Source organism: Micrococcus sp. 2A, from assembly GCF_039519235.1.
Taxonomy (GTDB): Bacteria; Actinomycetota; Actinomycetes; order Actinomycetales; family Micrococcaceae; genus Micrococcus.
In genome coordinates this window covers 1812704-1838864 of record NZ_CP154351.1, presented here as the reverse complement: position 1 = coordinate 1838864, position 26161 = coordinate 1812704, and the positions used below count along the sequence as shown (strand labels likewise).

Genomic DNA, 26161 nt, shown 5'->3' with positions numbered 1-26161 from the left:
CGCCGTCCGACATCGGATCCGCGGAGTCGGGGCCCCGGTTTGTTGATTAGCGCACTCATGTGTACTTTAATCCACTGAGGCAAGCCTCACCTGAGGGTGGGCCCTGCCGACCCTGACGAGACACCCCAGACCTCGGCCCGCCTCGAGCGGCGCCCGGGAGGAGAACCATGCAGCGCGCCCCCCACGCCCCTCGCCTGTCGGCGATCGCCCTGACCTCGGTCGCCGCCCTCGCCCTCGTCGGCTGCTCCGCCGGCGGCGCAGCCACGGGCTCGTCCTCCGCGAGCGCCTCCGGCGAGTCCTCGGCGTCCGCGAGCTCCGCCGGCGGCTCCTCGGCCGCCTCGGGCGGCGTCGTGGCCGGGGTCACCGTCACCGACATGTCCGGCGCCGAGGGCACCCTGCCGGAGGAGGTCGACTCCGTCATCGCCACGGACAACCGCACCTTCCGCACCCTGGACGACTGGGGCATCGAGCTGTCGGCCGCGCCGAAGCAGATCATGTACAAGGGCGAGGGCGGGCCCTCCTACCTCCAGGACGACTCGGTCGCCGACATCGGCAACCACCGGGAGCCGGACATGGAGCTGTTCGTCACGGCCGAGCCGGACGTCGTCTTCAACGGCCAGCGGTTCAACGAGCGCAAGGCGGAGATCGACGAGCTGACCGGCGATGCCGCCGTCGTGGACACGAACTTCGACGTCACGCAGACCCCCATGGACGAGGGCCTGAAGAAGCTGACCACCCTGCTGGGCGAGGCCACCGGCCACGAGGCCGATGCCGAGAAGCTCATCGCCGACTTCGACGCCGCCACGCAGCGCGCCAAGGACGCCTACGACCCCGAGCAGACCGTCATGGGCCTCATCGCCTCGGGCGGCGAGCTGTCGTACGTCGCGCCCAGCACCGGTCGCGCCATCGGCCCGTTCTTCGACATGCTGGACCTGACCCCGGCCCTCGAGCAGTCCGGCTCCGACAACCACCAGGGCGATGACATCTCCGTCGAGGCCATCGCGAAGTCGAACCCGGACTGGCTGATCGTCATGGACCGCGACGCCGCCGTCGGCGAGGAGAACGCCACCGCCGCCGAGCTGATCGAGCGCTCCGAGGCCCTCCAGGACGTGACTGCGGTGAAGGAGGGCAACATCGTGTACCTGCCCGCCGACTTCTACGTCGCCGAGGACATCCAGAACCACACCACCGTCATGGAGGACCTCGCGAAGGCCTTCGAAGGCGCCCGGTGACCCAGTCGCCCACCGGCACCGTCGACGCCCGGACCCAGCCCCTCGCGGCGGGTCCGGGCGAACGCGTGTGCTGGGTCCCTCCCGCCGTCCTGCGCCCCGAGCGTTCGCGCTGGCAGCGCACGTGGCCCCTGCTCGCCGGCGCCGCGATCACCGTGGCGCTCACCGTCCTCTCCCTCTTCGTGGGGGTCTACGACCTCGACGCGGAGGGCGGGGCGGAGATGTTCGGCATCACGCGCGTGCCCCGCACGATCGCGCTGATCCTGGCCGGCGCCGCCATGGCCATGTGCGGGCTGATCATGCAGCTCATGACGCAGAACCGGTTCGTCGAGCCCAGCACGACCGGCACCACCGAGTGGGCGGGGCTGGGGCTGCTGGTCACCATGCTCCTCATCCCGGGCGCCGGGATCATGACCCGCATGGTCGGCGCCGTGCTGTTCGCCTTCGTGGGCACCATGGTCTTCTTCCTGTTCCTGCGCCGCGTGCGGCTCTCCTCCTCCCTGATCGTGCCGATCGTGGGCATCATGATGGGCGCCGTCGTGGGCTCGGCCTCGACGTTCCTCGCGCTGCAGACCGACATGCTCCAGCAGATGGGCGCGTGGTTCGCCGGCTCCTTCACCTCCGTGGTGCGCGGCCGCTACGAGCTGCTGTTCATCGTGCTGGCCGTGTGCGTGGCGGTCTTCGTGATCGCTGACCGCTTCACCGTGGCCGGGCTGGGCAAGGACATCGCCACGAACGTGGGGCTGAACTACGAGGCGGTCGTCTTCACCGGCGTCGCGATGGTGTCCGTGGCCACGGGCGTGGTCACCGTGGTGATCGGGGCCCTGCCCTTCCTGGGGCTCGTGGTGCCGAACATCGTCTCCATGGTGCGCGGGGACAACCTGCGCACCAACCTGCCGTGGGTGGTCATGGTGGGCATCTGGGTGGTCATCGTGTGCGACGTCATCGGGCGCACCGTGATCATGCCCTTCGAGGTGCCGATCTCCCTGATCCTCGGCGTCGTGGGGGCCGTGGTGTTCCTCGCTCTGCTCCTGAGGCAGGCCAAGCATGGCTGAGGCCCGCACCGTCCCGGGGCTGCGCCGCGGCTCCACCGCCGCCGGTCCCCTCGCCGACCGCGCTCGCGCGTCCGGCCCGTTCGTCACCCGCGCCGAGCGCACCCGGTACCTCGTGACCGTGGCGGTGCTCGCCGTCGTCGGGCTGGCCGCGACGGCCGGCATCCTGCTGTGGGGCAATGAGGCGACGCCGGGCTCCCGCGCGTTCTGGCTCATCGCCGGGATGCGCGTGGACGCGATCGGGGTGATCGCCCTCGTGGCCCTGTGCCACGCGTTCGCCACGGTCAGCTTCCACACCGCCACCGGCAACCGGATCATCACTCCCTCGATCATGGGCTTCGAGGCCCTCTACGTGGCGGTGCAGACCGCCGCCGTATACGCGCTGGGGGCTGCCGGCGTCGCCGTGGTGAGCGGGACCGGGCCCTTCCTGGCCCAGGCTGCGCTCATGGTGGTGCTGGCCACCGCCCTGTACTCGTGGCTGCTCTCCCGGCCGTACGGGAGCATGCACCTGATGCTGCTCGTGGGCGTGGTCCTGGGCGGGGGACTGGCGGCGCTGAGCACCTTCATGCAGCGCCTGCTGGACCCCAACTCGTTCGACGTGCTCTCGGCCCGCCTGTTCGGCAACATCTCCAACGCGCGCACCGAGTACGTGGCGGTGGCCGCGCCGATCGTCGTCGCGGTGTGCCTCCTGCTGTGGCTGCGCTCGCGGCGAATGAACGTGGTGGCCCTCGGCGCCGACGTGTCCACCAACCTGGGGCTGAGCCACCGTCGGGAGCTCATGGGGACGCTGCTGCTCGTCTCCGTGCTCATGGCCATGACCACCGCCCTGGTGGGGCCGATGACGTTCCTCGGCTTCCTCGTGGCCACACTGGCGTACTCCATCACGGACACGTACGACCACCGTCTCGTGCTGCCCGTGGCCGCACTGGCCGGCTACGCCGTGCTCGCGAGCGCCTACTTCGTGCTGCGGCACGTCTTCTACGCGGGGGGTGCGGTCACCGTGGTCATCGAGCTCGTGGGCGGCATCACCTTCTTGATCGTCGTGATGAGAAAGGGTCGGCTGTGATCGAACTGCGGGGCGTCACCAAGCGCCACAGTGACGAGGTGTGCATCGGTCCGGTGGACCTGCAGATCCCCGCCGGGGGCATCACCGCCCTCGTGGGGCCCAACGGCGCGGGCAAGTCCACCGTGCTGACGATGATCGGACGGCTTCAGGACGCGGACGCCGGGACGATCGCCGTGGGCGGCCAGGACATCACCGCGACCCCCTCGCGGCGGATCGCGCAGACCCTGTCCATCCTGCGCCAGGAGAACCACTTCATCACGCGCCTGACGGTGCGGCAGCTCGTGGGCTTCGGACGGTACCCGTACTCCCGCGGGCGGCTGACCCTCGACGACGAGCGCCACATCTCCGAGGCCGTGGACTTCCTGGGCCTGGGGCCGTTCGAGAACCGCTACCTCGACCAGCTCTCCGGCGGCCAGCGTCAGCGTGCCTACGTGGCCATGGTGCTCGCGCAGAACACCGAGTACGTGCTGCTCGACGAGCCGCTGAACAACCTGGACATGCAGCACTCGGTGCAGATGATGCAGCAGCTGCGCCGCGCCGCCGACGAGCTGGGCCGCACCGTGGTGATCGTGCTGCACGACATCAACTTCGCCGCGCACTACGCCGACCACATCGTGGCCATGGGCGACGGCCAGGTGGTGGAGACGGGCTCGCCCCACGAGATCATGCGCCCCGAGGTCCTCGAGCGGATCTTCAAGACGCCGTGCCACGTGGTGGAGGGGCCGGCCGGCCCGCTCGCCGTCTACTACTGAGCGGGGCTGGGCGGGGCTGGAGCTGGGCGGGGCGGGGCTGAGCTGGGCTGGGCTGAGCTGCCGTCGGCCGCCCGTGTGGTCTCCGGTCCCTCCATCCGACGCCCACACCCTCCGAGAGTGGTCACAACACGCCGTCTCAACTCTCTGCAGGCGGCGCGTCGTGACCACTCTGCGAGGTGGACTCCGGGCGCGGGTCGATGCGATGCCCCGCCGCCCGCCGTTCGAGAATGACCTCGACCAGCCGTCGGCAGGCCTCACGGTGATCCTCGGCCGTCACCCGCAGGGGAGCGACCCCCCGCGCGAGGAGCCAGCGGTCCCGCCGGGCGTCCCGGGCCTGCTGCTCCCGCGCGAGGTGATGCGCGCCGTCGTACTCGAGAGCGACGGCGCCGTCGGCGTAGTACAGGTCCACCTCGGGACACTGGGGATCGGCGGCGTCGAGGCGGAACTGCAGGATGGGTTCGCCCAGCCCCGCAGCGATCAGATCGAGCCGCACACGCGTCTCCAGGGGAGAGTCCGACCCCACGCGCACCTGCGCCAGCGCCCGTCGCGCCGCATCGATGCCCGGTACACCACCCAGCGCCTCCACGACGGCGGCCAGCCCCTCCGGAGTCGACGCCGGCTCGCGTCGTCCTCGCCGCGACCAGCGCCGGGCGAGCAGGTGGTCGCCGGCAGCGATGAGGTCCTCCGGCGTCCACGGAGCGCCGCGCGTGCACAGGTCCGCCCAGGTCCGCTCCGGCGTGGTGGCCCGCAGCCCGTGGACGGCACCCACGTGGTGCGCTGGAAGATCCCGACGGTGCGGGGCGACGCCCTCGCGCCGCAGCCGCTGCCCCGGCGGGAGCGTGACGTGGACGAGGCTGGAGGGGGCCGCGGCGTGCGGGGTCGGCATGCCGTGCAGATGCGCCGCGGTGTCGTGGGAGAGCACCGCCGCACCGCGTCGGCGCAGCAGGGCGGCGAGGACAGCACCGCTCCATCCGTGGCCCGGTTCGGCCAGGCCGACGTCCGCCCATGACGGGCCGGGAGACTCCGCGCGGAACCGCACGCCGTGCAGGGGAGTGGAGAGGTCAGCGCGTCGCAGCCGTTGAGGGGGCACCCCCGCTGTCCGCGCTTCAGCTGTGGTGAACGCAGGAGGCAGGGGAGGAAGGCCCGAGGGCGGCGTCGGCGACATGGCCGAAGCCTCGGCGCAGCGGGACCGTGCGACACCCGCGGTGAGCCCATCTGGGGATGGGGCCGCCCGCCGTCGGCCGCTGTGCAGGGGGCGTTGCGTGTCCGCTCCGGGGGAGGGTGGTCCCGCCTCCCTCCCGACGACCCCTATGGCTCTCCCGCCCTGTTTCCCGCCCCCGCCTCGCCCCGGCCCCGGCCCCGCCGCCCCGCCCCGCCCCAGCCCCCCGCAGGGTGGTCGCAACACGCCGCCTGAACTTCTTGCAGACGGCGTGTTGTGACCACCCTGGAACCGGGTCCATACGGCAAGGGGCCAGGAGTGGGCGCTGACGACTCGAGCCGCGCGGCGAGTCGGCGAGCGGACCCCGCCCCCGGACGCGGCTGGCACTCGTGTTGAAGGAGTGCCAAGGCCCGGAGTAGAGTCGACACTGGCACTCGGGGGTACCGGGTGCCAACGCCCGAGGATGGACCCTGCGGCACCGCGACGACGGAGGGTCTCCACGCCCGTGGCACCCCCTGAGACCACGTCAACGCAGACTCGGCGGCCCTGTCGCCGGCCCGCACGTCGAACAAGAAGGAGTGTGCAGCATGTCCGTTGCCATCAAGCCCCTCGAGGACCGCATCGTCGTCCGCCCGCTGGAGGCCGAGCAGACCACCGCCTCCGGCCTCGTCATCCCGGACACCGCCAAGGAGAAGCCCCAGGAGGGCCAGGTCGTGGCCGTGGGCCCGGGCCGCGTCGCCGAGAACGGCAGCCGCGTGCCGGTGGACGTCGCCGAGGGCGACGTCGTCCTGTACTCCAAGTACGGCGGCACCGAGGTCAAGGTCGGCGGCGAGGAGTACCTCGTCCTCTCCGCCCGCGACGTGCTGGCCATCGTCACCAAGTGACCCCCGCGCGTCGGGCCCGGTGAGCGGAGCGCACCACACCGGTGCGCCGCCCCGGGCCCGACGCGTCCCGCACTCCCCGAAGACTTCCTGAAGACTTCCTGAACCGAAAGGAGCGTCCGTCATGGCCAAGCAGCTGGCATTCAACGACGACGCACGCCGCGCCCTCCAGGCCGGCATCGACAAGCTCGCCGACACCGTCAAGGTGACGCTCGGCCCCAAGGGCCGCAACGTGGTGCTCGACAAGGCGTGGGGTGCCCCCACCATCACCAACGACGGCGTCACGATCGCCCGTGAGATCGAGCTGGACGACCCCTACGAGAACATGGGCGCCCAGCTCGCCAAGGAGGTCGCCACCAAGACCAACGACATCGCGGGCGACGGCACCACCACCGCCACCGTGCTGGCCCAGGCCCTCGTGAACGAGGGCATGCGCCAGGTCGCCGCCGGCGCCGCGCCGAACGACGTCAAGAAGGGCATCGAGGCGGCCGTGACCGCCGTCGAGAAGCGCCTGCTGGAGAACGCCCGCCCGGTCGAGGGCAAGAACGTGGCCCACGTGGCCGCCATCTCCGCGCAGTCGGACGAGGTCGGCGAGCTGCTGGCCCGCGCCTTCGACACCGTGGGCACCGACGGCGTCATCACCATCGAGGAGTCCTCCACCACCTCGACGGAGCTGGACGTCACCGAGGGCATGCAGTTCGACAAGGGCTACCTGTCCCCGTACATGGTCACCGACGCCGAGCGTCAGGAGGCCGTGCTCGAGGACCCGTACATCCTCATCAACTCCGGCAAGATCTCCAACGTGCAGGAGCTGCTGCCCCTGCTGGAGAAGGTCCTGCAGTCCAACCGCCCGCTGTTCGTGATCGCGGAGGACGTCGAGGGCGAGGCCCTGTCCACCCTCGTGGTCAACAAGATCCGCGGCACCCTGAACGTCGTGGCCGTGAAGGCCCCGGGCTTCGGCGACCGCCGCAAGGCCATGATGCAGGACATCGCGATCCTCACCGGCGCCCAGGTGGTCTCCCCGGACCTCGGCATGAAGCTCGAGCAGGCCGACCTCGACGTGCTCGGCACCGCGCGCCGCATCACCGTGTCCAAGGACAACACCACGATCGTGGACGGCGGCGGTGAGAAGGCCGACGTGGACGCCCGCGTCTCCCAGATCAAGGCCGAGGTCGCCGCGACCGACTCCGACTGGGACCGCGAGAAGCTGCAGGAGCGCCTCGCCAAGCTCGCCGGTGGCATCGGCGTGATCCGCGTGGGCGCCGCCACCGAGGTGGAGCTCAAGGAGCGCAAGCACCGCATCGAGGACGCCGTGTCCTCCACGCGTGCCGCGCTCGAGGAGGGCATCGTCGCCGGCGGCGGCACCGCCCTCATCAACGCCCTCTCCGTCCTGGACGAGGACGCCGACGTGCAGGCCCTCACCGGGGACGCCGCCGCGGGCGTGGAGATCGTGCGCAAGGCGCTCAAGCAGCCGCTGCGCTGGATCGCCCAGAACGCGGGCGAGGACGGCTACGTCGTCGTCTCCAAGGTCGCCGAGCTGGCGCCGAACCACGGCTACAACGCGAAGACGGGCGTGTACGGCGACCTCCTCGCCGACGGCGTGATCGACCCCGTGAAGGTCACCCGCTCCGCGCTGGCCAACGCGGCGTCCATCGCGGCGCTCGTGCTCACCACCGAGACCCTCGTGGCGGACAAGCCCGAGGACGAGGACGAGCACGGCCACCAGCACTGAGCTGAGTGACGTCGCCGGCAGGGCCGGCTCCCTCACGACGACGGCCCGTCATCTGCGCGCGCAGATGACGGGCCGTTTCGCGTCTCCGCACCTGTTGCCCGCTTCCGTTGGCGCACCGGGGCGCTCCGCGGCCGCGTCCTTGACGCAACGGGATCGATGGCGGTCCGGGACGTCGGACCCGGCGCCGTGACGGACCGCCGCGTGATGAGGTCTTGCGCCAGGGGGGCGCGGGGGAGAGGGCTCGGGACCACCGGGCAGCGCGCCGAGGGAGTCGCCGACGTGGGGACAGGCCAGGGGAGGAGGGGCCATGGCCCCTCCTCCCCTGATCAGCGCGTCGAGCGAGGGGCCGCGTCAGGGACGCGTGTCGACCCCGACCATCTGCGCCTGCGTGTCGGCGCGGTCCTGCGCCCGGGCTTCGACGATCTCGGCGTCGTCGTCGGCCATCACGTCGCCGCGCTCGGCGTCGTAGCGGGCCTGGTCCAGGATGCCCTCCTGCTTGGCCACGAGGGCCGGGATGAGCGCCTGGCCGGAGACGTTCAGGGCGGTGCGCCCCATGTCCACGATCGGGTCGACGGCGAGCAGCAGCGCCATGCCCTCGAGGGGCAGGCCCGCGGTGGACAGGGTGAGCGTGAGCATCACGGTGGCGCCGGTGGTGCCGGCCGTGGCCGCCGAGCCCAGCACGGAGACGAGCACGATCAGCGCGTACTGGCCGAGGCTCAGGTCGATGCCGTAGAACTGCGCCACGAACACGGCCGCGATGGCGGGGTAGATGGCGGCGCAGCCGTCCATCTTGGTGGTGGCGCCCAGCGGGACGGCGAAGGAGGCGTAGCCGGTGGGCACGCCGAAGTTCCGCTCGGCCACGCGCTGGGTCACGGGCAGGGTGCCCAGCGAGGAGCGGGAGACGAAGCCCAGCTGGAACGCCGGCCACACGCCGGAGAAGAACTGCCGCACGGAGAGGCCGTGCGCTCGGGCCAGCAGCGGGTAGACCACGAGCATGATGAGGGCGAGGCCGATGTAGATGGCGACCACGAACTTCACGAGCGTGCCCATGGTGGACCAGCCGTAGGAGGCCACGGCGGTGCCCAGCAGGCCGATGGTGCCGATCGGTGCGAGGCGGATGATCCACCACAGGACCTTCTGGATGATGGCCAGCATCGAGCGGGAGAACGCGAGGAACGGCTCGGCCTTCTCACCCACCTTGAGGGCGGCGACGCCCACCGCGATCGAGATGACGAGCACCTGGAGCACGTTGAAGGTGGGGGAGGCGACGACGGCGCCGGCGTCGCTGGTGGACGCCTTCACGGTGAGGCCGAGGAAGTTGACCGGGACCATGGAGGTCACGAAGTCGAGCCAGCCCACGTCGCGGGCGTTGTAAGAGTCCGGGGCGGTCTGCCCGGTGCCGACGCCGGGCTGCAGCATCACGCCCACGGCGAGGCCCACCAGCACGGCGATGAGGCTCGTGATCGCGAACCACAGCAGGGTCTTCGCGGCCAGGCGGGCCGCGTTGGTCACCTGGGCGAGGTTGGCGATGGAGGCGACGACGGCGAAGAAGACCAGCGGGACGACCGCGGCCTTCAGGAGGGTCACGTAGATGCCGCCGATCAGGTCGAGCATCTCTCCGAGCCAGGTCGGGTTCTCCTCGGTGTGGCCCATGCCGCGGGCGAGGAGGCCGAGGACGAGGCCGAGGACGAGGGCGGCCACGATCTGCCAGCCGAAGTTGGTCATCCAGGCGGGGAGCCGGCGTCGCGCGGCCGGTGCGGGGGAGGTCTGTGCTGTGCTCACCGGGAGAGGCTAGGAGGGTGCCTAGCACGACGACGAAACGGGTTGCGTTCTGTGACTCGGGCGTGACGCCGGTCTCGCCGGCGGCCCGTGCGCGAATCATGGCGGACCTCACGGGAGCGCCCCGACCGTCACATCATCGGGGAGCCCCCATGCCGACCTCCGTCTCCGGTCCTCGACCCGGACCCGCCCGACCCTGTGACCGCCGACGCACCCATCCCCGGCGCACCACCCCGTGGGCATAGAATCGCGGAAACCCCCGTCTCGAAAGGCCCCTTCGTGACCACCACCAGCACCGGCCCGTCCTCGGACCCCGTCCACTCCGCCGCCGATCCGTTCGGATTCTTCGGCCTGACGTACGACGACGTCCTCCTCCTGCCCAGCCACACGGACGTCATCCCGGCGGACGCGGACACCGGGACGCAGGTGACCAAGCGGATCCGCCTGAACATCCCCGTCATCTCGGCCGCCATGGACACCGTGACCGAGGCGCCGCTGGCCATCGCGATGGCGCGCCAGGGCGGCATGGGCATCATCCACCGCAACCTCTCCATCGAGGACCAGGCCTCGCACGTGGACACGGTGAAGCGCTCCGAGTCCGGCATGATCACGGACCCCGTCACCGTCGGCCCGGACGCCACCCTCGAGGAGCTCGACGAGCTGTGCGCGCAGTACCGCGTCTCCGGCCTGCCCGTGGTGGACACGGACGGCGTGCTGGTCGGCATCATCACCAACCGCGACGTCCGCTTCGTGGACCACGAGGACTTCGCCACCCGCACGGTGCGCTCGGCCATGACGCCGATGCCGCTCATCACGGGCCCCGTGGGCATCTCCCGCGAGGAGACGGTCGCGCTCTTCTCCCGCCACCGCATCGAGAAGCTCCCCCTCGTGGACGATCAGAACCGGCTGCAGGGCCTGATCACCGTCAAGGACTTCGACAAGGCGGAGAAGTACCCGGACGCCGCGAAGGACGAGGAGGGCCGCCTGCGCGTGGGCGGCGCCGTCGGCTTCTTCGGCGACGGCTGGGAGCGGGCCATGGCGCTCGTCGAGGCGGGCGTGGACGCCCTCGTGGTGGACACCGCCAACGGCCACACCCACGGCGTGCTGGACATGATCGCCCGCCTGAAGAAGGAGAAGGCCGCGGCGCACGTGGACATCATCGGCGGCCAGGCCGCCACGTACGCGGGCGCCAAGGCGATCGTCGACGCCGGCGCGGACGCCGTGAAGGTCGGCGTCGGCCCGGGCTCCATCTGCACCACGCGCGTGGTGGCCGGCGTCGGTGTCCCCCAGATCACCGCGATCTACGAGGCGGCCAAGGCCACGCGCCCCGCGGGCGTGCCGCTGATCGCCGACGGCGGCCTGCAGCACTCCGGCGACATCGGCAAGGCGCTCGTGGCCGGCGCCGACTCCGTGATGCTCGGCTCCCTGCTGGCCGGCACCGCCGAGTCCCCGGGCGACCTGGTGTTCTACCAGGGCAAGCAGTTCAAGGCCTACCGCGGCATGGGCTCCCTGGGCGCCATGCAGACCCGCAACGGCAAGCGCTCCTACTCCAAGGACCGCTACTTCCAGGCGGACGTGCCGGCCGAGGACAAGCTGATCCCCGAGGGCATCGAGGGCCAGGTGCCCTACCGCGGCCACGTCGCCAACGTGGTGCACCAGCTCGTGGGCGGCCTGCGCCAGACCATGTTCTACACGGGCGCGCCCACCATCGCGGACCTCAAGGAGAACGGACGCTTCGTGCGCATCACCTCCGCGGGCCTCAAGGAGTCCCATCCGCACGACATCATGATGACCGTGGAGGCGCCGAACTACAGCTCCCGCTGAGCCCGGCGCCCTCCCCGGTGGCGCCCAGGATCCCTGGGATAGGCTGGGGAGGTGACGAATCAGATTGAGATCGGCCGTGGAAAGCGCGGCCGCCGCGCCTTCTCCCTCGACGACGTCTCCGTGGTGCCGGCCCGCCGGACCCGGGACCCGGGGGATGTGAACCTGTCCTGGCGGATCGACGCCTACACGTTCGACATGCCCGTGATCGGCGCCCCCATGGACTCCGTGATGAGCCCGGACACGGCCATCGCGCTGGGCCGCCTGGGCGGCCTCGGCGTGCTGAACCTCGAGGGCCTGTGGACCCGGCACGAGGATCCCGCGCCGCTGCTGGAGGAGATCGCCGCGCTCGAGGCGGCCCCCGGCAGCCCCGAGGTCACCCGCCGCCTCCAGGAGATCTACGACGCGCCGATCCAGGCCGAGCTGATCACGGCGCGCCTCGCGCAGATCCGCGAGGCCGGCGTCGTGGTGGCCGGCTCCCTCACTCCGCAGAACACGCAGCAGTTCTACAAGACCGTGCTCGCCGCGGGCGTGGACCTCTTCGTCATCCGCGGCACCACCGTCTCCGCCGAGCACGTGTCCTCCACGCACGAGCCGCTGGACCTCAAGCAGTTCATCTACGAGCTCGACGTCCCCGTGATCGTGGGCGGCGCCGCGGGCTACACCCCGGCGCTGCACCTCATGCGCACCGGCGCGGCCGGCGTGCTCGTGGGCTTCGGCGGCGGCGCCTCGACGACGACGCGCCGCGCCCTCGGCATCCGCGTCCCCATGGCCACGGCCATCTCGGACATCGCCGAGGCCCGGCGCGACTACATGGACGAGTCCGGCGGCCGCTACGTGCAGGTGATCGCCGACGGCGGCCTGGGCACGTCCGGCCAGATCGTCAAGGCCCTCGCGATGGGCGCCGACGCCGTCATGCTCGGCACCGCGCTCGCCCGCGCCGCCGAGGCTCCCGGAGCCGGCTGGCACTGGGGCCTCGAGGCCGCCCACCCGGACCTGCCGCGCGGCCACCGCACGCACGTCGGCACCGTCGCCCCACTCCAGGAGCTCCTGTGGGGCCCCGGCCACCAGACGGACGGCACCTCCAACCTCATGGGCGCGCTCAAGCGCGCCATGGCGACCACGGGCTACACCGAGCTCAAGGACTTCCAGAAGGTGGAGGTCATCGTCGCGCCCACGCACGTGATGTGACCACCGGCGCCGGGGCGGGCCACCGCCGGCCCCGGCCGACCGCCCCTCGGCCCGCCGTCGCAGCGGCCCTCCCGTCCCGTTCCGGAAGAAGTGATCTCGGGTGCTCCGTACCGCCCTGAAGCCCGTGTGGCTGGCCACGCTCGTGCTGGCCCTCGTGGCGGCCGGCCTGTTCGTGGCCCTCTCACGCTGGCAGTTCCAGTCCGCGGAGACGGCGGCCCCGCCGCCCCGCACGCAGACGGAGAACGCCGTCCCGTTCACGGACCACGTCCGCCCCTCCGAGCCGCTCCTGGCCTCCCAGGCGGACCAGGTCGTCACCGCGTCCGGGGCGTTCCTCCCGGGCACGGACGCACTCATCGCCCGGCGCCTGCACGAGGGGCGGCAGGGCTTCTGGACCGTGACGGCCTTCCGGGTGGCCGGCGCCCCGGACGGGGAGGTCGTCCCCGTCGTGCGGGGCTGGTCGGAGGACGCCGCCCTCGTGGACCCGGCACCCACGGGCGAGGTGACCCTGACCGGGCGCCTCCTGCCCCCGGACGGCCCCCTGCCCCGTTCCACGGAGCCCGCGGAGACCTCCGGGCGCCCCGTGTACACCACGCTCGCCCCCGGCCAGCTGGTCAACGTCTGGGACGAGCCCTCCTACGCCGCCTACGTGGCCGCGTTCGCGGTGACGGACGCGGTGGGCGCGGACGTCTCGGCGGGGGCCGCCCCGGGAGGCCTCGAGCCCGTGTGGGTGCCGCCGCAGCCGGAGGAGACGCAGGTCGTCTGGCTGAACGTGTTCTACGCGATCGAGTGGATCCTCTTCGCGGGCTTCGCCCTCTTCCTGTGGTGGCGGTTCGTGCGCGACGACCACGAGCGCGAGCTGCAGGAGGCCCGCCTGGACGAGGAGTGGGCCGCCCAGTGGCGGGCCGAGGAGCTCGCCCGGCGCCGGGCCGCCGCGCGCGAGGCCAAGGAGCGGGCGCTCGCGGCGCAGGCCGCGCGCACCCCGCATGACGACGGACCCGCGGGTCCCCCGAAGGAGCAGACACGATGAGCCATCCCGACCCCCAGTCCCGACCGGACGCGCACGCCGCGGTGGACCCGACGAGCCTGCCGGACCCCGAGGACATCACCGAGGCCGACCTCCCCGAGCCGCCGCCGCGCCCGGGCCGGGAGAGCCGCCGGTTCGCCGGCACGCAGCAGCAGATCCGCTCGGCCACCCGGTTCTACGTGGTGTGCGCGTGGATCACGGGCGTCATGCTCCTGCTGCTCGTGGCGGAGATGGTGTTCAAGTACGGCCTCCACCAGGAGCTCTTCGCGGGCGGCACCACGGTGGACGGCGAGCCCAACGTGCTGGGCCTGCATCCGGAGGACTCGGTGACCGGGGGAGTGAACCTCTCCCTCCTCATCCTCATCGCCCACGGCTGGATGTACGTGGTCTACCTCCTCGCGTGCTTCCGCCTGTGGTCCCTCATGCGCTGGGAGCCGGTGCGCCTGCTGGCGATGGCGGGCGGCGGCGTCGTGCCCTTCCTCTCCTTCATCGTGGAGAAGCGCATGACCCGCGTGGTGCGCGACGAGGTCCACCGGTACCCGTCCGCCGCCCGCCGCTACTGAGGCGCGGGCGCGGCGCCCCAGGACGCCTGGACTATCCTTGGTCGGGTGACGCAGAACCCCCCCACCCCCGAGAAGCCCGCCCCGCTGAGCGACGTGATGCCCACCGTCCTGGTGATGGACTTCGGTGCGCAGTACGCCCAGCTCATCGCCCGTCGCGTGCGTGAGGCCAACGTGTACTCCGAGGTGGTGCCGGCGTCCACGCCCGCCGCCGAGGTGCTCGCCCGTGAGCCCGCGGCGCTGATCCTCTCGGGCGGCCCCTCGTCCGTGTACGAGCCCGGCGCCCCCCGGCTCGATCCCGCGCTGCTCGAGGCCGGCGTGCCCGTGCTGGGCCTCTGCTACGGCTTCCAGTCCATCGCCCACGCGCTCGGCGGCGAGGTCGCCCGCACCGGGACCCGCGAGTACGGCTCCACGCGCCTCACCGAGGTGGATCCCGAGTCGGTGCTCTTCGCGGGCCAGGACGACGAGCAGGTCGTGTGGATGTCCCACGGGGACGCCGTGACGGCGGCGCCCGAGGGCTTCGCGGTCACCGCCACCACCGTCGGCGCCCCCGTGGCCGCGTTCGAGGACCGCGAGCGCCGCATCTACGGCGTGCAGTGGCACCCCGAGGTGGGCCACTCCTCCCGCGGCCAGGAGGTGCTCGAGCACTTCCTGCACGACGGCGCCGGGCTCGCCTCCGACTGGACGGCCAGCAACGTGATCGAGGAGCAGGTCGAGCGCATCCGCGAGCAGATCGGCGACGCCCGCGCGATCTGCGGCCTCTCCGGAGGCGTGGACTCCGCCGTGGCCGCGGCCCTCGTGCAGCGCGCCATCGGCGACCGCCTGACCTGCGTGTACGTGGACCACGGCCTCATGCGCGAGGGCGAGTCCGCCGAGATCGAGAAGGCCTTCGGCGAGGCCCACGGCGGCGCGAAGCTCGTCATGGTGGACGCCCGCGAGGACTTCCTGGCCGCGCTGGCCGGCGTGACCGACCCCGAGCAGAAGCGCAAGACCATCGGCGAGCGCTTCATCCGCACGTTCGAGAAGGCCCAGGCGGACATCGTGCTCGAGTCCGCGCACGACCCGAACGCCCCCGAGGTCCGCTTCCTCGTGCAGGGCACGCTCTACCCGGACGTCGTGGAGTCCGGCGGCGGCGACGGCGCCGCCAACATCAAGTCCCACCACAACGTGGGCGGCCTGCCGGAGGACATCGAGTTCGAGCTGTGCGAGCCGCTGCGCGAGCTGTTCAAGGACGAGGTGCGCGCCGTGGGCGCCGAGCTCGGCCTGCCCGAGGGGATCGTGCACCGCCAGCCGTTCCCCGGCCCCGGCCTGGGCATCCGCATCATCGGCGAGGTCACGCAGGAGCGCCTGGACCTGCTGCGCCGCGCGGACGCCATCGTGCGCGCCGAGCTGACCGCGGCCGGCCTGGACCGGCAGATCTGGCAGTGCCCCGTGGTGCTGCTCGCGGACGTGCGCTCCGTGGGCGTGCAGGGCGACGGCCGCACCTACGGCCACCCCGTGGTCCTGCGCCCCGTCACCTCCGAGGACGCCATGACGGCGGACTGGGCCCGCATCCCGGAGGACGTGCTCTCCCGGATCTCCAACCGCATCACCAACGAGGTGGACGGCATCAACCGCGTGGTCCTGGACGTCACGTCCAAGCCCCCGGGCACCATCGAGTGGGAGTGAGCGGCGCCCTGCGCGCCGCGTGAGGGCCGCCCCGATCCGGGGCGGCATCAGGCTCGAATCCCGCCCGCCCGGGGCGGGCAGAGGAAGGACCGCACCGAAGTGACCGAGCAGGAGTTCCCCCGCCTGGCCCGCGCCCGCGCGGCCGCCCGCCCCGACGAGGGCGCCGCCCGTCCCGACCCGGCCACGTGGGTGGCCTCGCTCGGCTCGGGGGCGGAGAACGACACCATGCTGCGCTTCGCGCCCTCGGCGGCCAACAGCATCGACGTGACGGACGCCAACTCCTCCGGCGTCTCGCAGCTGCTGCTGGGGCGCCGCACGCGCCTGTCCACGCTGCTGCCGGCCGGCCCCGTGCTCGAGTCCGCCCACCAGGTCTCCCTCGGCCTGCGCGCCAAGGTGCGCGAGCTCTCGGAGGAGCGCGGCATCGACGTCGCGGCCCTCGCCGTGGGCGTGGCCACGTGGACAGCGCAGGAGGACGGCCGCCGGGAGCGCCGCTCCGCCCCGGTCCTGCTGGCCCGCGTGGCGCTCACCGTGCGCCGCGGCGCACAGGACCGGGACGAGCTCGAGGTGCAGATCACCGAGCCGGCGCGGCTCAACCCCGCCCTGGTCCGCAACCTCCGCCGGCACCACGGGATCCGCCTGGACCCGGAGGCGTACCAGCACGCCGCCTACGCCACCGCGCGCATGGAGCCGGGCCCCGCCCTGGCGCTGCTGCGGGAGCAGGCCGGGTCCCTGGACGGCCTGCAGGTCTCGGAGCGCATGCTGCTCTCCACGTTCGCGGACCTCGGGGAGACGGCGAGCCTGCCGGACTCCCTCGAGCACCTGCCCGTGGTCCAGGCCCTCTACGACGCCGGCACCGGCATGGTGCCCCGTCCCGCCGACCTCGGGCCCGTGGACGAACCGGACGGGGACGACCGCGCGCCGCAGGACGAGCGGCTCGTGCTCGACCTCGACCCCTCCCAGCAGGCGGTGCTGGACCACGCCTCCGCGGGCCGCTCGCTCGTGGTGCACGCCGCGCCCGGCACGGGCCAGACGCAGACCGCCGTCGCGCTGGCCGCCCGCCTGGCCTGGGAGGGCCGGCGCGTGCTGGTGGTGGCCGAGCGCTCCGCGGCCCTGGCCGACGTGCACGACCGCCTCGAGGAGGCCGGCCTGCGGGCCGCGGCCCTCGACGTGCCCGCCAACGCGGACCCGGAGTGGCTGCGGCGTCAGCTCGTGGCCGCCGTGCTGCGGACGGAACGCGCCGAGCAGCCGGACCGACGCCGCGCCGACGCCGAGCTCGTGGAGCGGCGCCGTCGCCTGCGCGAGCACGTGGGCTCGCTGCACCACGTGCGCCCCCGGTGGGGCTGCTCGCCGTTCCAGGCCATGCAGGCGCTCGCGGCCCTGACCGGCCTCGAGACCCCGCCCGCCACCACCGTGCGCCTGAAGCGCTCCGTGCTGGACTCCACCGTGAACCGCCACGCCGTGGCCGAGCAGCTCGAGCGGGCCGGCGAGCTGGGCGCGTTCTCGCCCCAGGCCACGCAGAGCCGCTGGTTCGGCGCGCGCGTGCGCAACGTGCAGGAGACCGAATCCGCCGCCGAGCTCGTGCAGGAGCTCGCGGCCACGCTCCACACCACGCGTCGCGCGGTGGACACCGCCGCGGCGCAGGCCGGGCTGCGCCCCGCGCGCACCGTGGCCGGCTGGCGTGAGCAGGTGGACCTGTACGAGCGGGTCGCCCGCTGCCTCGAGACCTTCACCCCCGAGGTGTTCGCGCAGGACCTCTCTCAGCTCGTGGCGGCCACCGCCTCCAGCGGGTGGCGTCGCCAGAACATGGTGGAGATGTCCTCCGTCGCCCGCTCCCGCGTGCGCCGCCAGGCCAAGGACGTGGTGCGTCCCGGCGTCCAGCCGCACGACCTGCACGCGGCGCTGCTGGAGGCGGAGGCCGTCGTCGAGGACTGGCGCCGCCACGCCGCCGAGCCCGGCTCCGTGCCGATGGTCCCGGACCAGGCCGCCCGCGGACTGGGCGCCGTGGCCGGCGTCGAGGACCGCCTCGAGCGGCTCACGGCCGTGCTGGCGCCGGAGGCCACCGCCGAGACCGCGCTCGTGGAGCGGGACGCCGACGACCTCGCCGCCGCGGTGGACGGCCTCGTGGCCGACCGCGAGACCCTCTCCTCCCTGCCGGAGCGCACGCTCGTGCTCGACCAGCTGCGCGACCACGGCCTCACCGAGCTCCTCGCAGACCTCCACGATCGGCAGGTGCCGCCCGAACGGCTCAACGCCGAGCTCGAGCTGGCCTGGTGGCAGTCCGCGCTCGAGGCCATGATCTCCGGCGACGACTTCCTGGCCATGATGAGCGGCACCGACCTGACCGAGGTCGAGCGCGGCTTCCGCGCGGCGGACCGGGACCTGCTGGCCTCCGGCGCCGAGCGGCTCTCCGCCGCGCTGTCCGAGCGCTGGCGCGCCGCGCTGGGCACCTACCGTGCTGACGCCGCCGTGCTGCGGAACCTCCTCAAGCAGGGCCGCCCGAGCGTGGAGTCGCTCGCCACGCTCACACCGGAGGTCCTGCAGCCCCTCGTGCCGATCATGACCACCTCGCCCATGGCGCTCGCGGAGTTCCCCGCGGACTGGTCCGCCGACGTCGTGGTGCTGCTGGACGCGGACTCCACCGCGCTGGCCACCGTGATGGGCGCGCTCGTGCGCGCCCCCCAGGTGGTCTCGTTCGGCGACCCCGTGATCGGCCGGCCGCAGTCCTTCCAGGTGTCCGTGGACCCCACGGCCACCGCCGGCCCGCTGCGTCCGCTGCGCTCCGCGCACGAGGCGCTCGCCGAGGTGCTGCCCGTGCTGCCGCTGCGCACGGTGCACCGCGGGATGGAGCGGCGCCTCGTCCGCCTGATCTCCACGCTGGCCTACGACGGCGAGCTCGAGGCCGTGCCCACGGCCGGCGAGCTGACGGGGCACGGCCGCACCGTGACCGCCGAGTACGTGGCCGAGGGCACCGGCATCCCCATGACGGGCGGAGACGTGGTGGAGTCCACCGACGCCGAGGTGGCCCGCACCGTCCAGCGCGTGTTCGAGCACATCCGGGACCACGCCGACGAGTCGCTCGCCGTGGTCACCGTGTCCGAGCAGCACGCCCGCCGCGTGGCCGCCGCCGTGCAGGCCACCGCCGCGCGCGCGCCGTGGGCGCGGGACTTCCTGGCCCGCGGGCGGGGCGAGGACGAGTCGACCCGCGAGCCCTTCGTGATCGTCCCGGTCACGCGGGCCGCCTCCGTGGTGCGCGACGCCGTGATCCTCACCCCGGGCTACGGCCGCACCCCCCACGGCCGCGTGGTGCACCACTTCGGGGCCGTCTCGGAGCCGGACGGCGAGCGCATGATGGCGATCGCGGTGAGCCGGGCGCGCCGGCGCCTGCACCTGGTCTCCGCGGTGGGCGCCTCGGACCTCGAGGCGGAGCGGCTGGACGGCGGCGCCCGCTGGTTCCTCACGCTGCTGGAGGCCTACCTCGGCTCGGGGGAGGAGCCCACGGGCGGCCAGGTGGACGATCCGCTCATGGCGGACCTGTGCGACCGCCTCGCGGAGCACGGCGCGCAGGTGCGCCCGCGGCTCGGCGGCGTCATGGACCTCGCGGCCGCCGGGCGGGGCGGGGCCGTGCGGCCGCTGGCCCTCGTGAGCGACGGCGGCCTGACGTACCGCTCGATGACCGTGCGCGAGCGCTCGCGGCGCCTGCCGGAGCAGCTCGAGGCGCGCGGCTGGGACACGGACACCCTCTGGGCGATCGACGTGTTCGCCGATCCCGAGTCCCTCGCGGACCGGCTGGCCGAGCGGCTCGGCCTGGACGAGCCGGTGGAGGAGTCGGAGGACGAGACCGACGCCGATGAGCGCTGAGCCGGGGCCCCCAGCCCACGGGCGTGCGGCGCGGGGGAGCGGTCCTCGGCGCGGCCGGTCCCGGCGCGCGGACGCCCCGGGCACGGGGCCGACGGCCGCCGACGGCCCGGAGCCGCGCGTCGCGGGGCTCGACGGGGCCGGTGCCCGCGCGCCCCGCTCCTCGCCCCGCCCCGGTGCCGCCGGTCAGGCGCCCGCGGGGCAGCCCGTGGCGGCGATGGACGAGCACGATCGCTGGCTGCTCGCGCAGCGCCCGCCGCACTGGGGCTGACGGACGGCCCCGCCCCCGGGGTCAGGGACCACGGGGGCGGCGGAGGTCAGTCGGCCTTGGACGCCGAGGTCGGGGTGCCGGAGGACGAGCCGCCGTCGCCCGCGCCGGAGCCGGACGTGCCGGAGGAGGCCGTGCCGCCCGTCGACCCCTCGGAGCCGCTCGCCGGGACGCCGGCCGATCCGCCGCGCGAGTCGGTGCGGTAGAAGCCGGACCCCTTGAAGCTCACGCCCACGGAGCCGTACTGCTTGCGCAGGGTGCCGCCGCACTCGGGGCACTCGGTGAGGGCGTCGTCCGTGAAGGACTGGACGGCGTCGAAGGCGTGGCCGCAGTCCTTGCAGCGGTAGGCGTACGTGGGCATGGGTCCCCTCGGGTCGGGCGCGCCGTGGCGCGGGGCGGATGGTCCGGGCCCTGCGATGCTACTCCGCCGCGCCCCGCGGACCCGCCGGTCCGAGCCACCGCAGCCCGGCGGCCGTGACCACCCCGTCCACGGGCCGGTCCGTGGGCTCGGCGGGCACCTCTGTGGCCGGGAGCACCTCGTGGGCGAACAGCAGGGCCACGGTGGGCACGGCGGCCGGCAGATCCGCGAGGAAGCGGTCGTAGTACCCGCCGCCCTGGCCCAGGCGCATGCCGTCCTCGCCCACCGCGAGCCCCGGCAGCACCACCGCCGTGGCGTCGGCGAGGGCGTCCGCGCGGAGTCGCGGCCCGATCGGCTCGTCGATCGGGGCCGCCGTCGCCCGGGCCATGCCCACCCCGGGGTGCCACGCGGCCCAGCTCAGCCGCCGCCCCGGCTCGATCACGGGCACCAGGATGCGCGCCCCGGCGGCGTGGAGGCGCTCGCGCAGCGGGCCGGTGTCCGGCTCCGTGGGCATCGGCAGCACCGTGGCGACGACGGGCGTGGCGCCCCGCCCGCGCGTCGCCGCGACGCGCGGACCGAGCCACTCCCACAGGTGCGCGGCCGCCGCCTCGGCCTCGGCGGCGCGGCGCGCCGGATCCAGGGCCCGGCGTGCGGCGCGCACGCGGGCGCGCAGGGCGGCCTTCGCCAGGGCCGTCGCGCCGGACTCGTCGAGCGTCGACGCGGGGGAGGGCAGGGGTGCGTCGGGGGAGGCCATGGAGCCATTGTGCCCGCGCCCTGGGACTCCGGCCCACGCCCTAGGATCGAGGGCATGTCGAGCTCGTCCTGGCCCGTGGCGCTGCGCCACGACTCCCTCACCCTGCGCCCGCTGCGTCGGCGCGACGAGCGGGCGTGGCGGGAGCAGCGGACCGCCAACGAGCAGTGGCTGACGCCGTGGGACGCCACGAGCCCCGAGCCCGGCGCCGGCCCGGCCACGTTCGGGCAGATGGTCCGCTGGCACGGCCGCCATGCCCGCGCGGGCACCTCCTTCACGTGGGGCGTGGCCCTCGACGACGACGCCCCGGGGCGGGACCGCCTGATCGGGCTGCTGAGCCTCAGCGGGGTGCAGTACGGCTCCGTGCTCTCGGGCGCGATCGGCTACTGGATCGACCAGCGCCACGCGGGCCGGGGGCTCACGCCGACCGCCGTGGCGATGGCCGCGGACTGGGCCTTCTTCACCCTCGGGCTGCACCGCGTGGAGGTCAACATCCGTCCCGAGAACGCGGCGAGCCTGCGCGTGGTGGAGAAGCTCGGACTGCGGGAGGAGGGCCTGCGCCGGAGCTACCTGCACGTGGACGGCGACTGGCGCGACCACCGCAGCTTCGCGGTCACCGTGGACGAGGTGCCGCAGGGCCTCCTCGCGCGCTGGCTCGACGCGCGGCGTGCCCCTGCCGGCCGGTAGGCTGGCCCGCATGGACGAGTGGAACACCCTGGTGGCGGAGCTCGACTCCGCCCTCGGCGTGTTCGCGGGCCTCAAGGTCAGCGCCTCCGTGGTCATGCTGGTCCTCGTGGCGGTCGGGGTGGGGCGGCTCGTGCACCGCCGCCGAGCCCGCGCCGCCGCCGCCCGCCCGAACCGCTGGAGGACCTTCATGACGACCCGTGTGCAGAGCTCTCCGGCGGCCCGTGCCCTGGCCCGGCGTCTCTCCGCCGCCCGCCTCGCCGAGGTCTCGCCCGAGCTCTCGCGCCTCCACGTGCGCCGGGACCGTGCCGCCGTCGCCCTGGTGGGAGCCCTCGCCCTCGTGGTCTTCCTCGTCACCGGCATGGGCGCGCTCTTCGGGGCCTCCAGCGCGGCCGCCGCCGGGTGGTCCCTGCTGATCGCCGCGGCCTCGCTGGGCGGCCTCCGGGCCCTCGCCCTGCGCGATCGCGCCGCGGATCGTCCCGCCGCCCCCGCCGACGACGCCCTCACCGGCGCCGCACCGGCCGAGGACGCGGACGCCACGGCTCCGCACGCCGATCCCGCGCGCGACCGCCGCACGCTCGAGACCGTCCTCGCCTTCGGCGCCCCCGCCGCCGCACCGGCCGCGGAGGAGACCGGGACGGCCGGCGTCGTCGACGGCCGGGAAGCTGAGGCCCGCGCGGTGCCGGAGGCGCCGCGGAGCGCCGCGCCCGCCGTCCCGTCCGGCCACGGCTCGGTGGTCATCCCCGCCGTGCCGCGCCCCACCTACCTGGACGCACCGGAGATGGAGCGCCCCGCGCCGGCGCCGCTCGAGGCCGCGCCGGTGCCCGCGACCTCCGGGCGCATCAAGGACTCCCTGAGCCCCGAGACCGCCCGCGCGGAGGACATCAGCCCCACCGCCGAGCGGGACATCGCCGCACTGGACCTGGACAACGTCCTGGCCCGCCGCCGCGCCTCCTGAGCCCTCTCCGGCCCCACGCATGACGGCGGTCCCCCTCGCAGTCCTGGCCGCCCTCGAGGCGTCGGGGCTGCGCCTGCTGCGCGCCGCTCCGCCCCGCCTGCACCTGAGGCTCGGCCGGCGGGTCGCCCATGAGATCGACCTCGTGGTGGTGGCCGGGGCGGTGGGTGCCGGCGAGGCGTTCGCCCGCACCCTCGTGCTCGACGGCCCGCCCGCCGCCGCGGCTGAACACCCCGCCGTCATCTCCGTGGCCGACGACGATCCCGCGAACGACGATCCCGTGGCCGACGATGATCCCGCCGACGGCCCACTCTCCGGGCACCTCCCCGACGGGACCACGTGGTGGTGGCTGCCCCACGACGCCGCCCTGCCGGGCCTGCCCCTCGCCGTCGACCGCGAGCACGTGGGCGGATGGCTCGGCGGACTGGGCGTGCTGCGCTCCCTCGAGCAGGTGGCCTACCGGCCCGGAGAGCGGGCCGTCCTCGCCACCGCATGGGAGCCCCGGGAGGACGAGGCCCGCCCGGACCGCACCGTGTTCCTCAAGGTGCTCCCACCGGAGGCCGTCCACCCGCTGCACCGCCGCCTGCGCGCGGCCCTGGAGGCCGGCGTCCCGGTCCCACCGCTCGTGGCCCCGCCCCACCTCGGCGTCCTCGCGCTCGGCCGGGTCCCCGGCGTCCCGTGGCGCGGACTCCTCACCGGCCCGCGGGCGGACGCGCTGGATCCCCGCGCGGTCGAGGACGTGCTGGACCGCCTCCCCGCCGCCCTGGCCGCCGAGGACCCCGACGACGTCGGCGCCTCCGGCACGGCCGGCCGGGTCCCCGCGCCCGACGCCGCGGCCGCGGGCACCGGGGCATGGCGCGAGCTGCTCGACCACGCGACGTGGGCCGCCGCCGTGCTGGACCCGGCGACGGGCGCGCAGACGGGGCGCGCCGCGGACGCCGCCCGGACGCTGCTGGACTCCGCCGATCCGGGGCCCGTGGTCCCCGTGCACGGAGACCTGCACCCCGGCAACCTCCACGTGGGCCCCGCCGGCACGCGCGTGACGGGACTCCTGGACGCCGACACCCTCGGACCCGGCCACCGCGTGGACGACTGGGCCGCCCTGATCGGCCACCTGCGTGCCGCGCGCGCCGACCTCGGCGCGGGCGGGACCGCCCTCGACGGCGTGATCGCACGCTTCAGCCGCCGGGCGGGGACGAGCGCGGACCCGGAGGCCCTCGCGGCGCGGACGGCCGCCACCCTGCTCGCGCTCGCGGCCCAGCCCGAGGCACCCCCGGCGGCACGCGAGGCACGTCGGGCGGCGGCGGCGGAGGTGCTGCACGGCCGGTGAGGGCCCTGGTCGGCCCGCGGTGCCCCCGGACAGCCCCCGTTGACCCCGGTCAGTCTCCGCTGACCCCGAGCCGCGCGCGGACGCTCTCGAGGTCGTCGCGCACGCGGGCCGCGCCCGCGTGGTCGCCCAGCGCGTCGAGGCACTGGTGCAGCCCCGTCAGCGCGCCGAGTCGCACGAGGTCCGATCCGGTGGAGTCCCCGACCAGCCGGAACAGGGTGGCGGCCTGCTCGGGGCGCCCGTCCTCGGCCACCACGTACGCGGCGAAGAGCTCGGCCTGCGCGGCGCCGTTCGGGTCTCCCGCGGCCGTGAATCGGTCGGCGGAGGTCAGCGCGGTGGACACGGCCTCCGGCCCGTTCTCCAGGGCCCACAGGGCGCGGGCCCGCGTGTCCAGGAAGTCGGCGGCCTGCCACGGCGCCGGGGCCTGCTCCGCGAGCGAGATCGCCTCGTCCAGCAGGGCCAGCCCCTCCGGGCGGCCGGACTCGCACAGCAGGTACCCCAGCGCGTGGAGCGCGGCGGGCAGCACGTCGCCGTCGTCCTCCTCGCCGGCCTCGTCCGCGGCGCGGCGGGCTGCCGTCGCCGCGCGCTCGAAGAGGTCGAGGGCGAGCGGGCGGGAGGCCGCGTCGCGCTCGCGGTTCACGAGGGCTCCGGCGGCCAGCAGCACGCGCGCGGCGTCCTCGGCCTGCCCGTGGGCCTCGAACAGGTCCGCGGCCTCGCGCCACAGCGGCAGGGCCTCGACGGAGCGGTCCTGGTCGTGGAGGGCGTGGCCGAGGTCCACGAGCGCGCGGGCCTGCTCCACGGCCTGCCCGCCCGCGGCGGCGCGGCGCACGAGCCCCTCGAGCACGGGCTCGGCCTCCTGCGGCCTGCCGGCCAGCACCAGCTGGTGGGCCCACCAGTAGGTCAGGACGGCCGCCTCCGGGGCTTCCGCCTTCTCGGCGTGGACGGCGGCCACCCGCCACGCGAGGACGGCGGCCTCCTGCCGGTCGCCGTCGTCGGCCGCCCGGGCCACGAGCGCAGCGGCCGAGGCGGCCCCGCGCCGGAGCCCGGCCTCGCCCATGCCCGCGGTCGCGTCGAGCGCGAACCGCAGGGCGTCGTCGGGCCGTCCCTGCTCGTGGGCGGCGATGGCGCGCACCAGCAGCGCGGAGGCCCGGACGGCGCGGGCCGCTGGAAGGGAGAGGACGGTCAGGGCCTCCACCTCCGCCTCCGCGTGCTCGCCCCGCCACAGGTGGAGGCGGGCGAGCACGAGGTGGGCGCTGGCCCACGTGCCGGAGGGGAGCACCGCGCCGGCGGCCCGCAGCTCGCGCAGCAGCGCGATCGCCTCGCGCAGGTGCACCAGCGCCCCGTCCAGGTCGGACTCGTGGATGCGCTGGACGGCCAGGCCGAGGAGTGCCTCCGGGAGCACGGTGTCCGCCGGGTCGCCGCCGGATCCCTGCGCGCGGCGCCGCCGCTCGTCCTCCACGACGCCGGCCAGCACCGCGGCCTCGAACCCGTCCGGCTCGCGCACGAGGGCCGCGCCGAGCTGCGTCTCCAGGGCCGCCTGATGTGGCCGCCCGAGGGCCCGCAGCACGTCGGCCCGCTCCTCCACGCGCCGGGCGAGGGCGTCCTCGTCATCGGCCTGATCGGCGGCGAGCGCGAGCTGGCGCAGCAGGGTCAGGCGCGTGCCGGGCTGATCCCCGCCGGGGGCGAGGAGACCGGACTCCGCGCACCGGACGACGTCGGCCGGCTCCTCCCGGAGGGCGGCCTCGAGGGCGAGGTCGGACCACCCGTGCGCGTCGAGCGTGGCGCCCTGCGGGCCGGTGACGCCGGCCGGGTCGTCGGTGCCGGTCAGGTCGAGGCCGCCGGGTGCGGCCTGGGCCCGGGCGAGCAGCGTGGTGAGGCGGCCGAGGGCGTCGTCGCCGGCGGCGGCCGGGTCCTCGGGGGCGGGAGCCGCGGGGGTCATGGGCGGACTCCTTCCTCGGGCGGCGGGTGGTCCACCCACCCTAGCCAGGGTGAGTGCGGGCCGAGCCCCTGTTCGCGGCGGGCGGTGCTCGTAGACTGGGCCCGCCGGTC

21 protein-coding genes are annotated in these 26161 nt (G+C 74.4%); 16 read left to right on the top strand and 5 right to left on the bottom strand.

The annotated features are described in order from the left end of the window. Window positions 1-167: 167 nt before the first annotated feature. From AAG742_RS08405 to AAG742_RS08390, 4 genes are read left to right on the top strand one after another with little or no spacing between them, the layout of a single operon-like run. On the top strand, window positions 168-1232 hold the full coding sequence (locus tag AAG742_RS08405) for an ABC transporter substrate-binding protein (protein ID WP_343282039.1): 1065 nt from the start codon (window positions 168-170) through the stop codon (window positions 1230-1232). Beyond that, on the top strand, window positions 1229-2284 hold the full coding sequence (locus AAG742_RS08400; RefSeq protein WP_298711617.1) for an ABC transporter permease: 1056 nt from the start codon (window positions 1229-1231) through the stop codon (window positions 2282-2284). Before AAG742_RS08405 ends, AAG742_RS08400 begins: the two co-directional genes overlap by 4 nt. Then, entirely contained in the window at window positions 2277-3347 is a 1071-nt protein-coding gene (locus tag AAG742_RS08395) for an iron chelate uptake ABC transporter family permease subunit (RefSeq protein WP_343282038.1), read from the top strand. The genes AAG742_RS08400 and AAG742_RS08395 overlap by 8 nt, the downstream gene beginning before the upstream one ends. Beyond that, window positions 3344-4099, top strand: coding sequence for an ATP-binding cassette domain-containing protein (locus AAG742_RS08390; protein WP_248115879.1), 756 nt, complete (start codon window positions 3344-3346; stop codon window positions 4097-4099). Before AAG742_RS08395 ends, AAG742_RS08390 begins: the two co-directional genes overlap by 4 nt. Before the next feature lie 136 nt (window positions 4100-4235). Here the strand turns inward: AAG742_RS08390 and AAG742_RS08385 are convergent, their stop codons facing one another. Beyond that, the gene (locus AAG742_RS08385) at window positions 4236-5138 is read right to left on the bottom strand and encodes a hypothetical protein (RefSeq protein WP_343282037.1); all 903 of its coding nucleotides are present in this window, start codon (window positions 5136-5138) and stop codon (window positions 4236-4238) included. A 707-nt stretch (window positions 5139-5845) separates the two neighbouring features. Between AAG742_RS08385 and groES the strand changes: the two genes are divergently transcribed. Both groES and groL read left to right on the top strand, forming a co-directional pair. After that, window positions 5846-6142 carry a co-chaperone GroES gene (gene groES, locus AAG742_RS08380; protein WP_248115875.1) on the top strand — a complete coding sequence of 99 codons (297 nt, stop codon included), beginning with the start codon at window positions 5846-5848 and terminating at the stop codon, window positions 6140-6142. Between the two features lie 121 nt (window positions 6143-6263). Beyond that, window positions 6264-7871 (top strand): chaperonin GroEL, encoded by a 1608-nt coding sequence (gene groL / locus AAG742_RS08375; RefSeq protein ID WP_343282036.1) that lies wholly within the window; start codon window positions 6264-6266, stop codon window positions 7869-7871. Window positions 7872-8222: 351 nt separating this feature from the next. Here the strand turns inward: groL and AAG742_RS08370 are convergent, their stop codons facing one another. Continuing rightward, window positions 8223-9653, bottom strand: a complete 1431-nt coding sequence (locus AAG742_RS08370; protein ID WP_343282035.1) for a dicarboxylate/amino acid:cation symporter — start codon at window positions 9651-9653, stop codon at window positions 8223-8225. Window positions 9654-9929: 276 nt separating this feature from the next. Here AAG742_RS08370 and guaB point away from each other — a divergent pair, with 276 nt between their 5' ends. From guaB to AAG742_RS08335, 7 genes are all read left to right on the top strand, one after another. Further along, window positions 9930-11474, top strand: coding sequence for an IMP dehydrogenase (gene guaB / locus AAG742_RS08365; protein ID WP_319074112.1), 1545 nt, complete (start codon window positions 9930-9932; stop codon window positions 11472-11474). A 51-nt stretch (window positions 11475-11525) separates the two neighbouring features. After that, window positions 11526-12662 carry a GuaB3 family IMP dehydrogenase-related protein gene (locus AAG742_RS08360; protein ID WP_343282034.1) on the top strand — a complete coding sequence of 379 codons (1137 nt, stop codon included), beginning with the start codon at window positions 11526-11528 and terminating at the stop codon, window positions 12660-12662. 100 nt (window positions 12663-12762) lie between these two features. After that, on the top strand, window positions 12763-13689 hold the full coding sequence (locus AAG742_RS08355; protein ID WP_343282033.1) for an SURF1 family protein: 927 nt from the start codon (window positions 12763-12765) through the stop codon (window positions 13687-13689). Further along, on the top strand, window positions 13686-14249 hold the full coding sequence (locus tag AAG742_RS08350; RefSeq protein WP_248118274.1) for a DUF3817 domain-containing protein: 564 nt from the start codon (window positions 13686-13688) through the stop codon (window positions 14247-14249). Before AAG742_RS08355 ends, AAG742_RS08350 begins: the two co-directional genes overlap by 4 nt. Before the next feature lie 96 nt (window positions 14250-14345). Continuing rightward, complete coding sequence (guaA, locus tag AAG742_RS08345) at window positions 14346-15914, top strand: glutamine-hydrolyzing GMP synthase (protein WP_343282425.1); 1569 nt, start codon at window positions 14346-14348, stop codon at window positions 15912-15914. A gap of 99 nt (window positions 15915-16013) precedes the next feature. After that, window positions 16014-19772: a DUF4011 domain-containing protein gene (locus AAG742_RS08340; RefSeq protein ID WP_343282032.1), complete on the top strand. Its 3759-nt coding sequence runs from the start codon at window positions 16014-16016 to the stop codon at window positions 19770-19772. Then, complete coding sequence (locus AAG742_RS08335) at window positions 19762-20040, top strand: hypothetical protein (RefSeq protein ID WP_248118278.1); 279 nt, start codon at window positions 19762-19764, stop codon at window positions 20038-20040. Before AAG742_RS08340 ends, AAG742_RS08335 begins: the two co-directional genes overlap by 11 nt. 46 nt (window positions 20041-20086) lie before the next feature. Here the strand turns inward: AAG742_RS08335 and AAG742_RS08330 are convergent, their stop codons facing one another. Together AAG742_RS08330 and AAG742_RS08325 are read right to left on the bottom strand one after the other, a co-directional pair. Further along, window positions 20087-20398, bottom strand: coding sequence for an FmdB family zinc ribbon protein (locus tag AAG742_RS08330; protein ID WP_248118280.1), 312 nt, complete (start codon window positions 20396-20398; stop codon window positions 20087-20089). 58 nt (window positions 20399-20456) lie between these two features. After that, window positions 20457-21149, bottom strand: a complete 693-nt coding sequence (locus AAG742_RS08325; protein ID WP_248118282.1) for a 5-formyltetrahydrofolate cyclo-ligase — start codon at window positions 21147-21149, stop codon at window positions 20457-20459. Between the two features lie 54 nt (window positions 21150-21203). Between AAG742_RS08325 and AAG742_RS08320 the strand changes: the two genes are divergently transcribed. From AAG742_RS08320 to AAG742_RS08310, 3 genes are read left to right on the top strand one after another with little or no spacing between them, the layout of a single operon-like run. Continuing rightward, a complete protein-coding gene (locus tag AAG742_RS08320; RefSeq protein ID WP_248118284.1) occupies window positions 21204-21833 on the top strand; it encodes a GNAT family protein in 630 nt (209 codons plus the stop codon). Between the two features lie 10 nt (window positions 21834-21843). Then, window positions 21844-22788, top strand: coding sequence for a hypothetical protein (locus AAG742_RS08315; RefSeq protein WP_343282031.1), 945 nt, complete (start codon window positions 21844-21846; stop codon window positions 22786-22788). 19 nt (window positions 22789-22807) lie between these two features. After that, window positions 22808-24115 (top strand): hypothetical protein, encoded by a 1308-nt coding sequence (locus AAG742_RS08310; protein WP_343282030.1) that lies wholly within the window; start codon window positions 22808-22810, stop codon window positions 24113-24115. Window positions 24116-24164: 49 nt separating this feature from the next. On the opposite strand, the gene AAG742_RS08305 is transcribed toward AAG742_RS08310, so the two are convergent. Next, a complete protein-coding gene (locus tag AAG742_RS08305) occupies window positions 24165-26051 on the bottom strand; it encodes a hypothetical protein (RefSeq protein WP_343282029.1) in 1887 nt (628 codons plus the stop codon). Window positions 26052-26161: the final 110 nt, after the last annotated feature.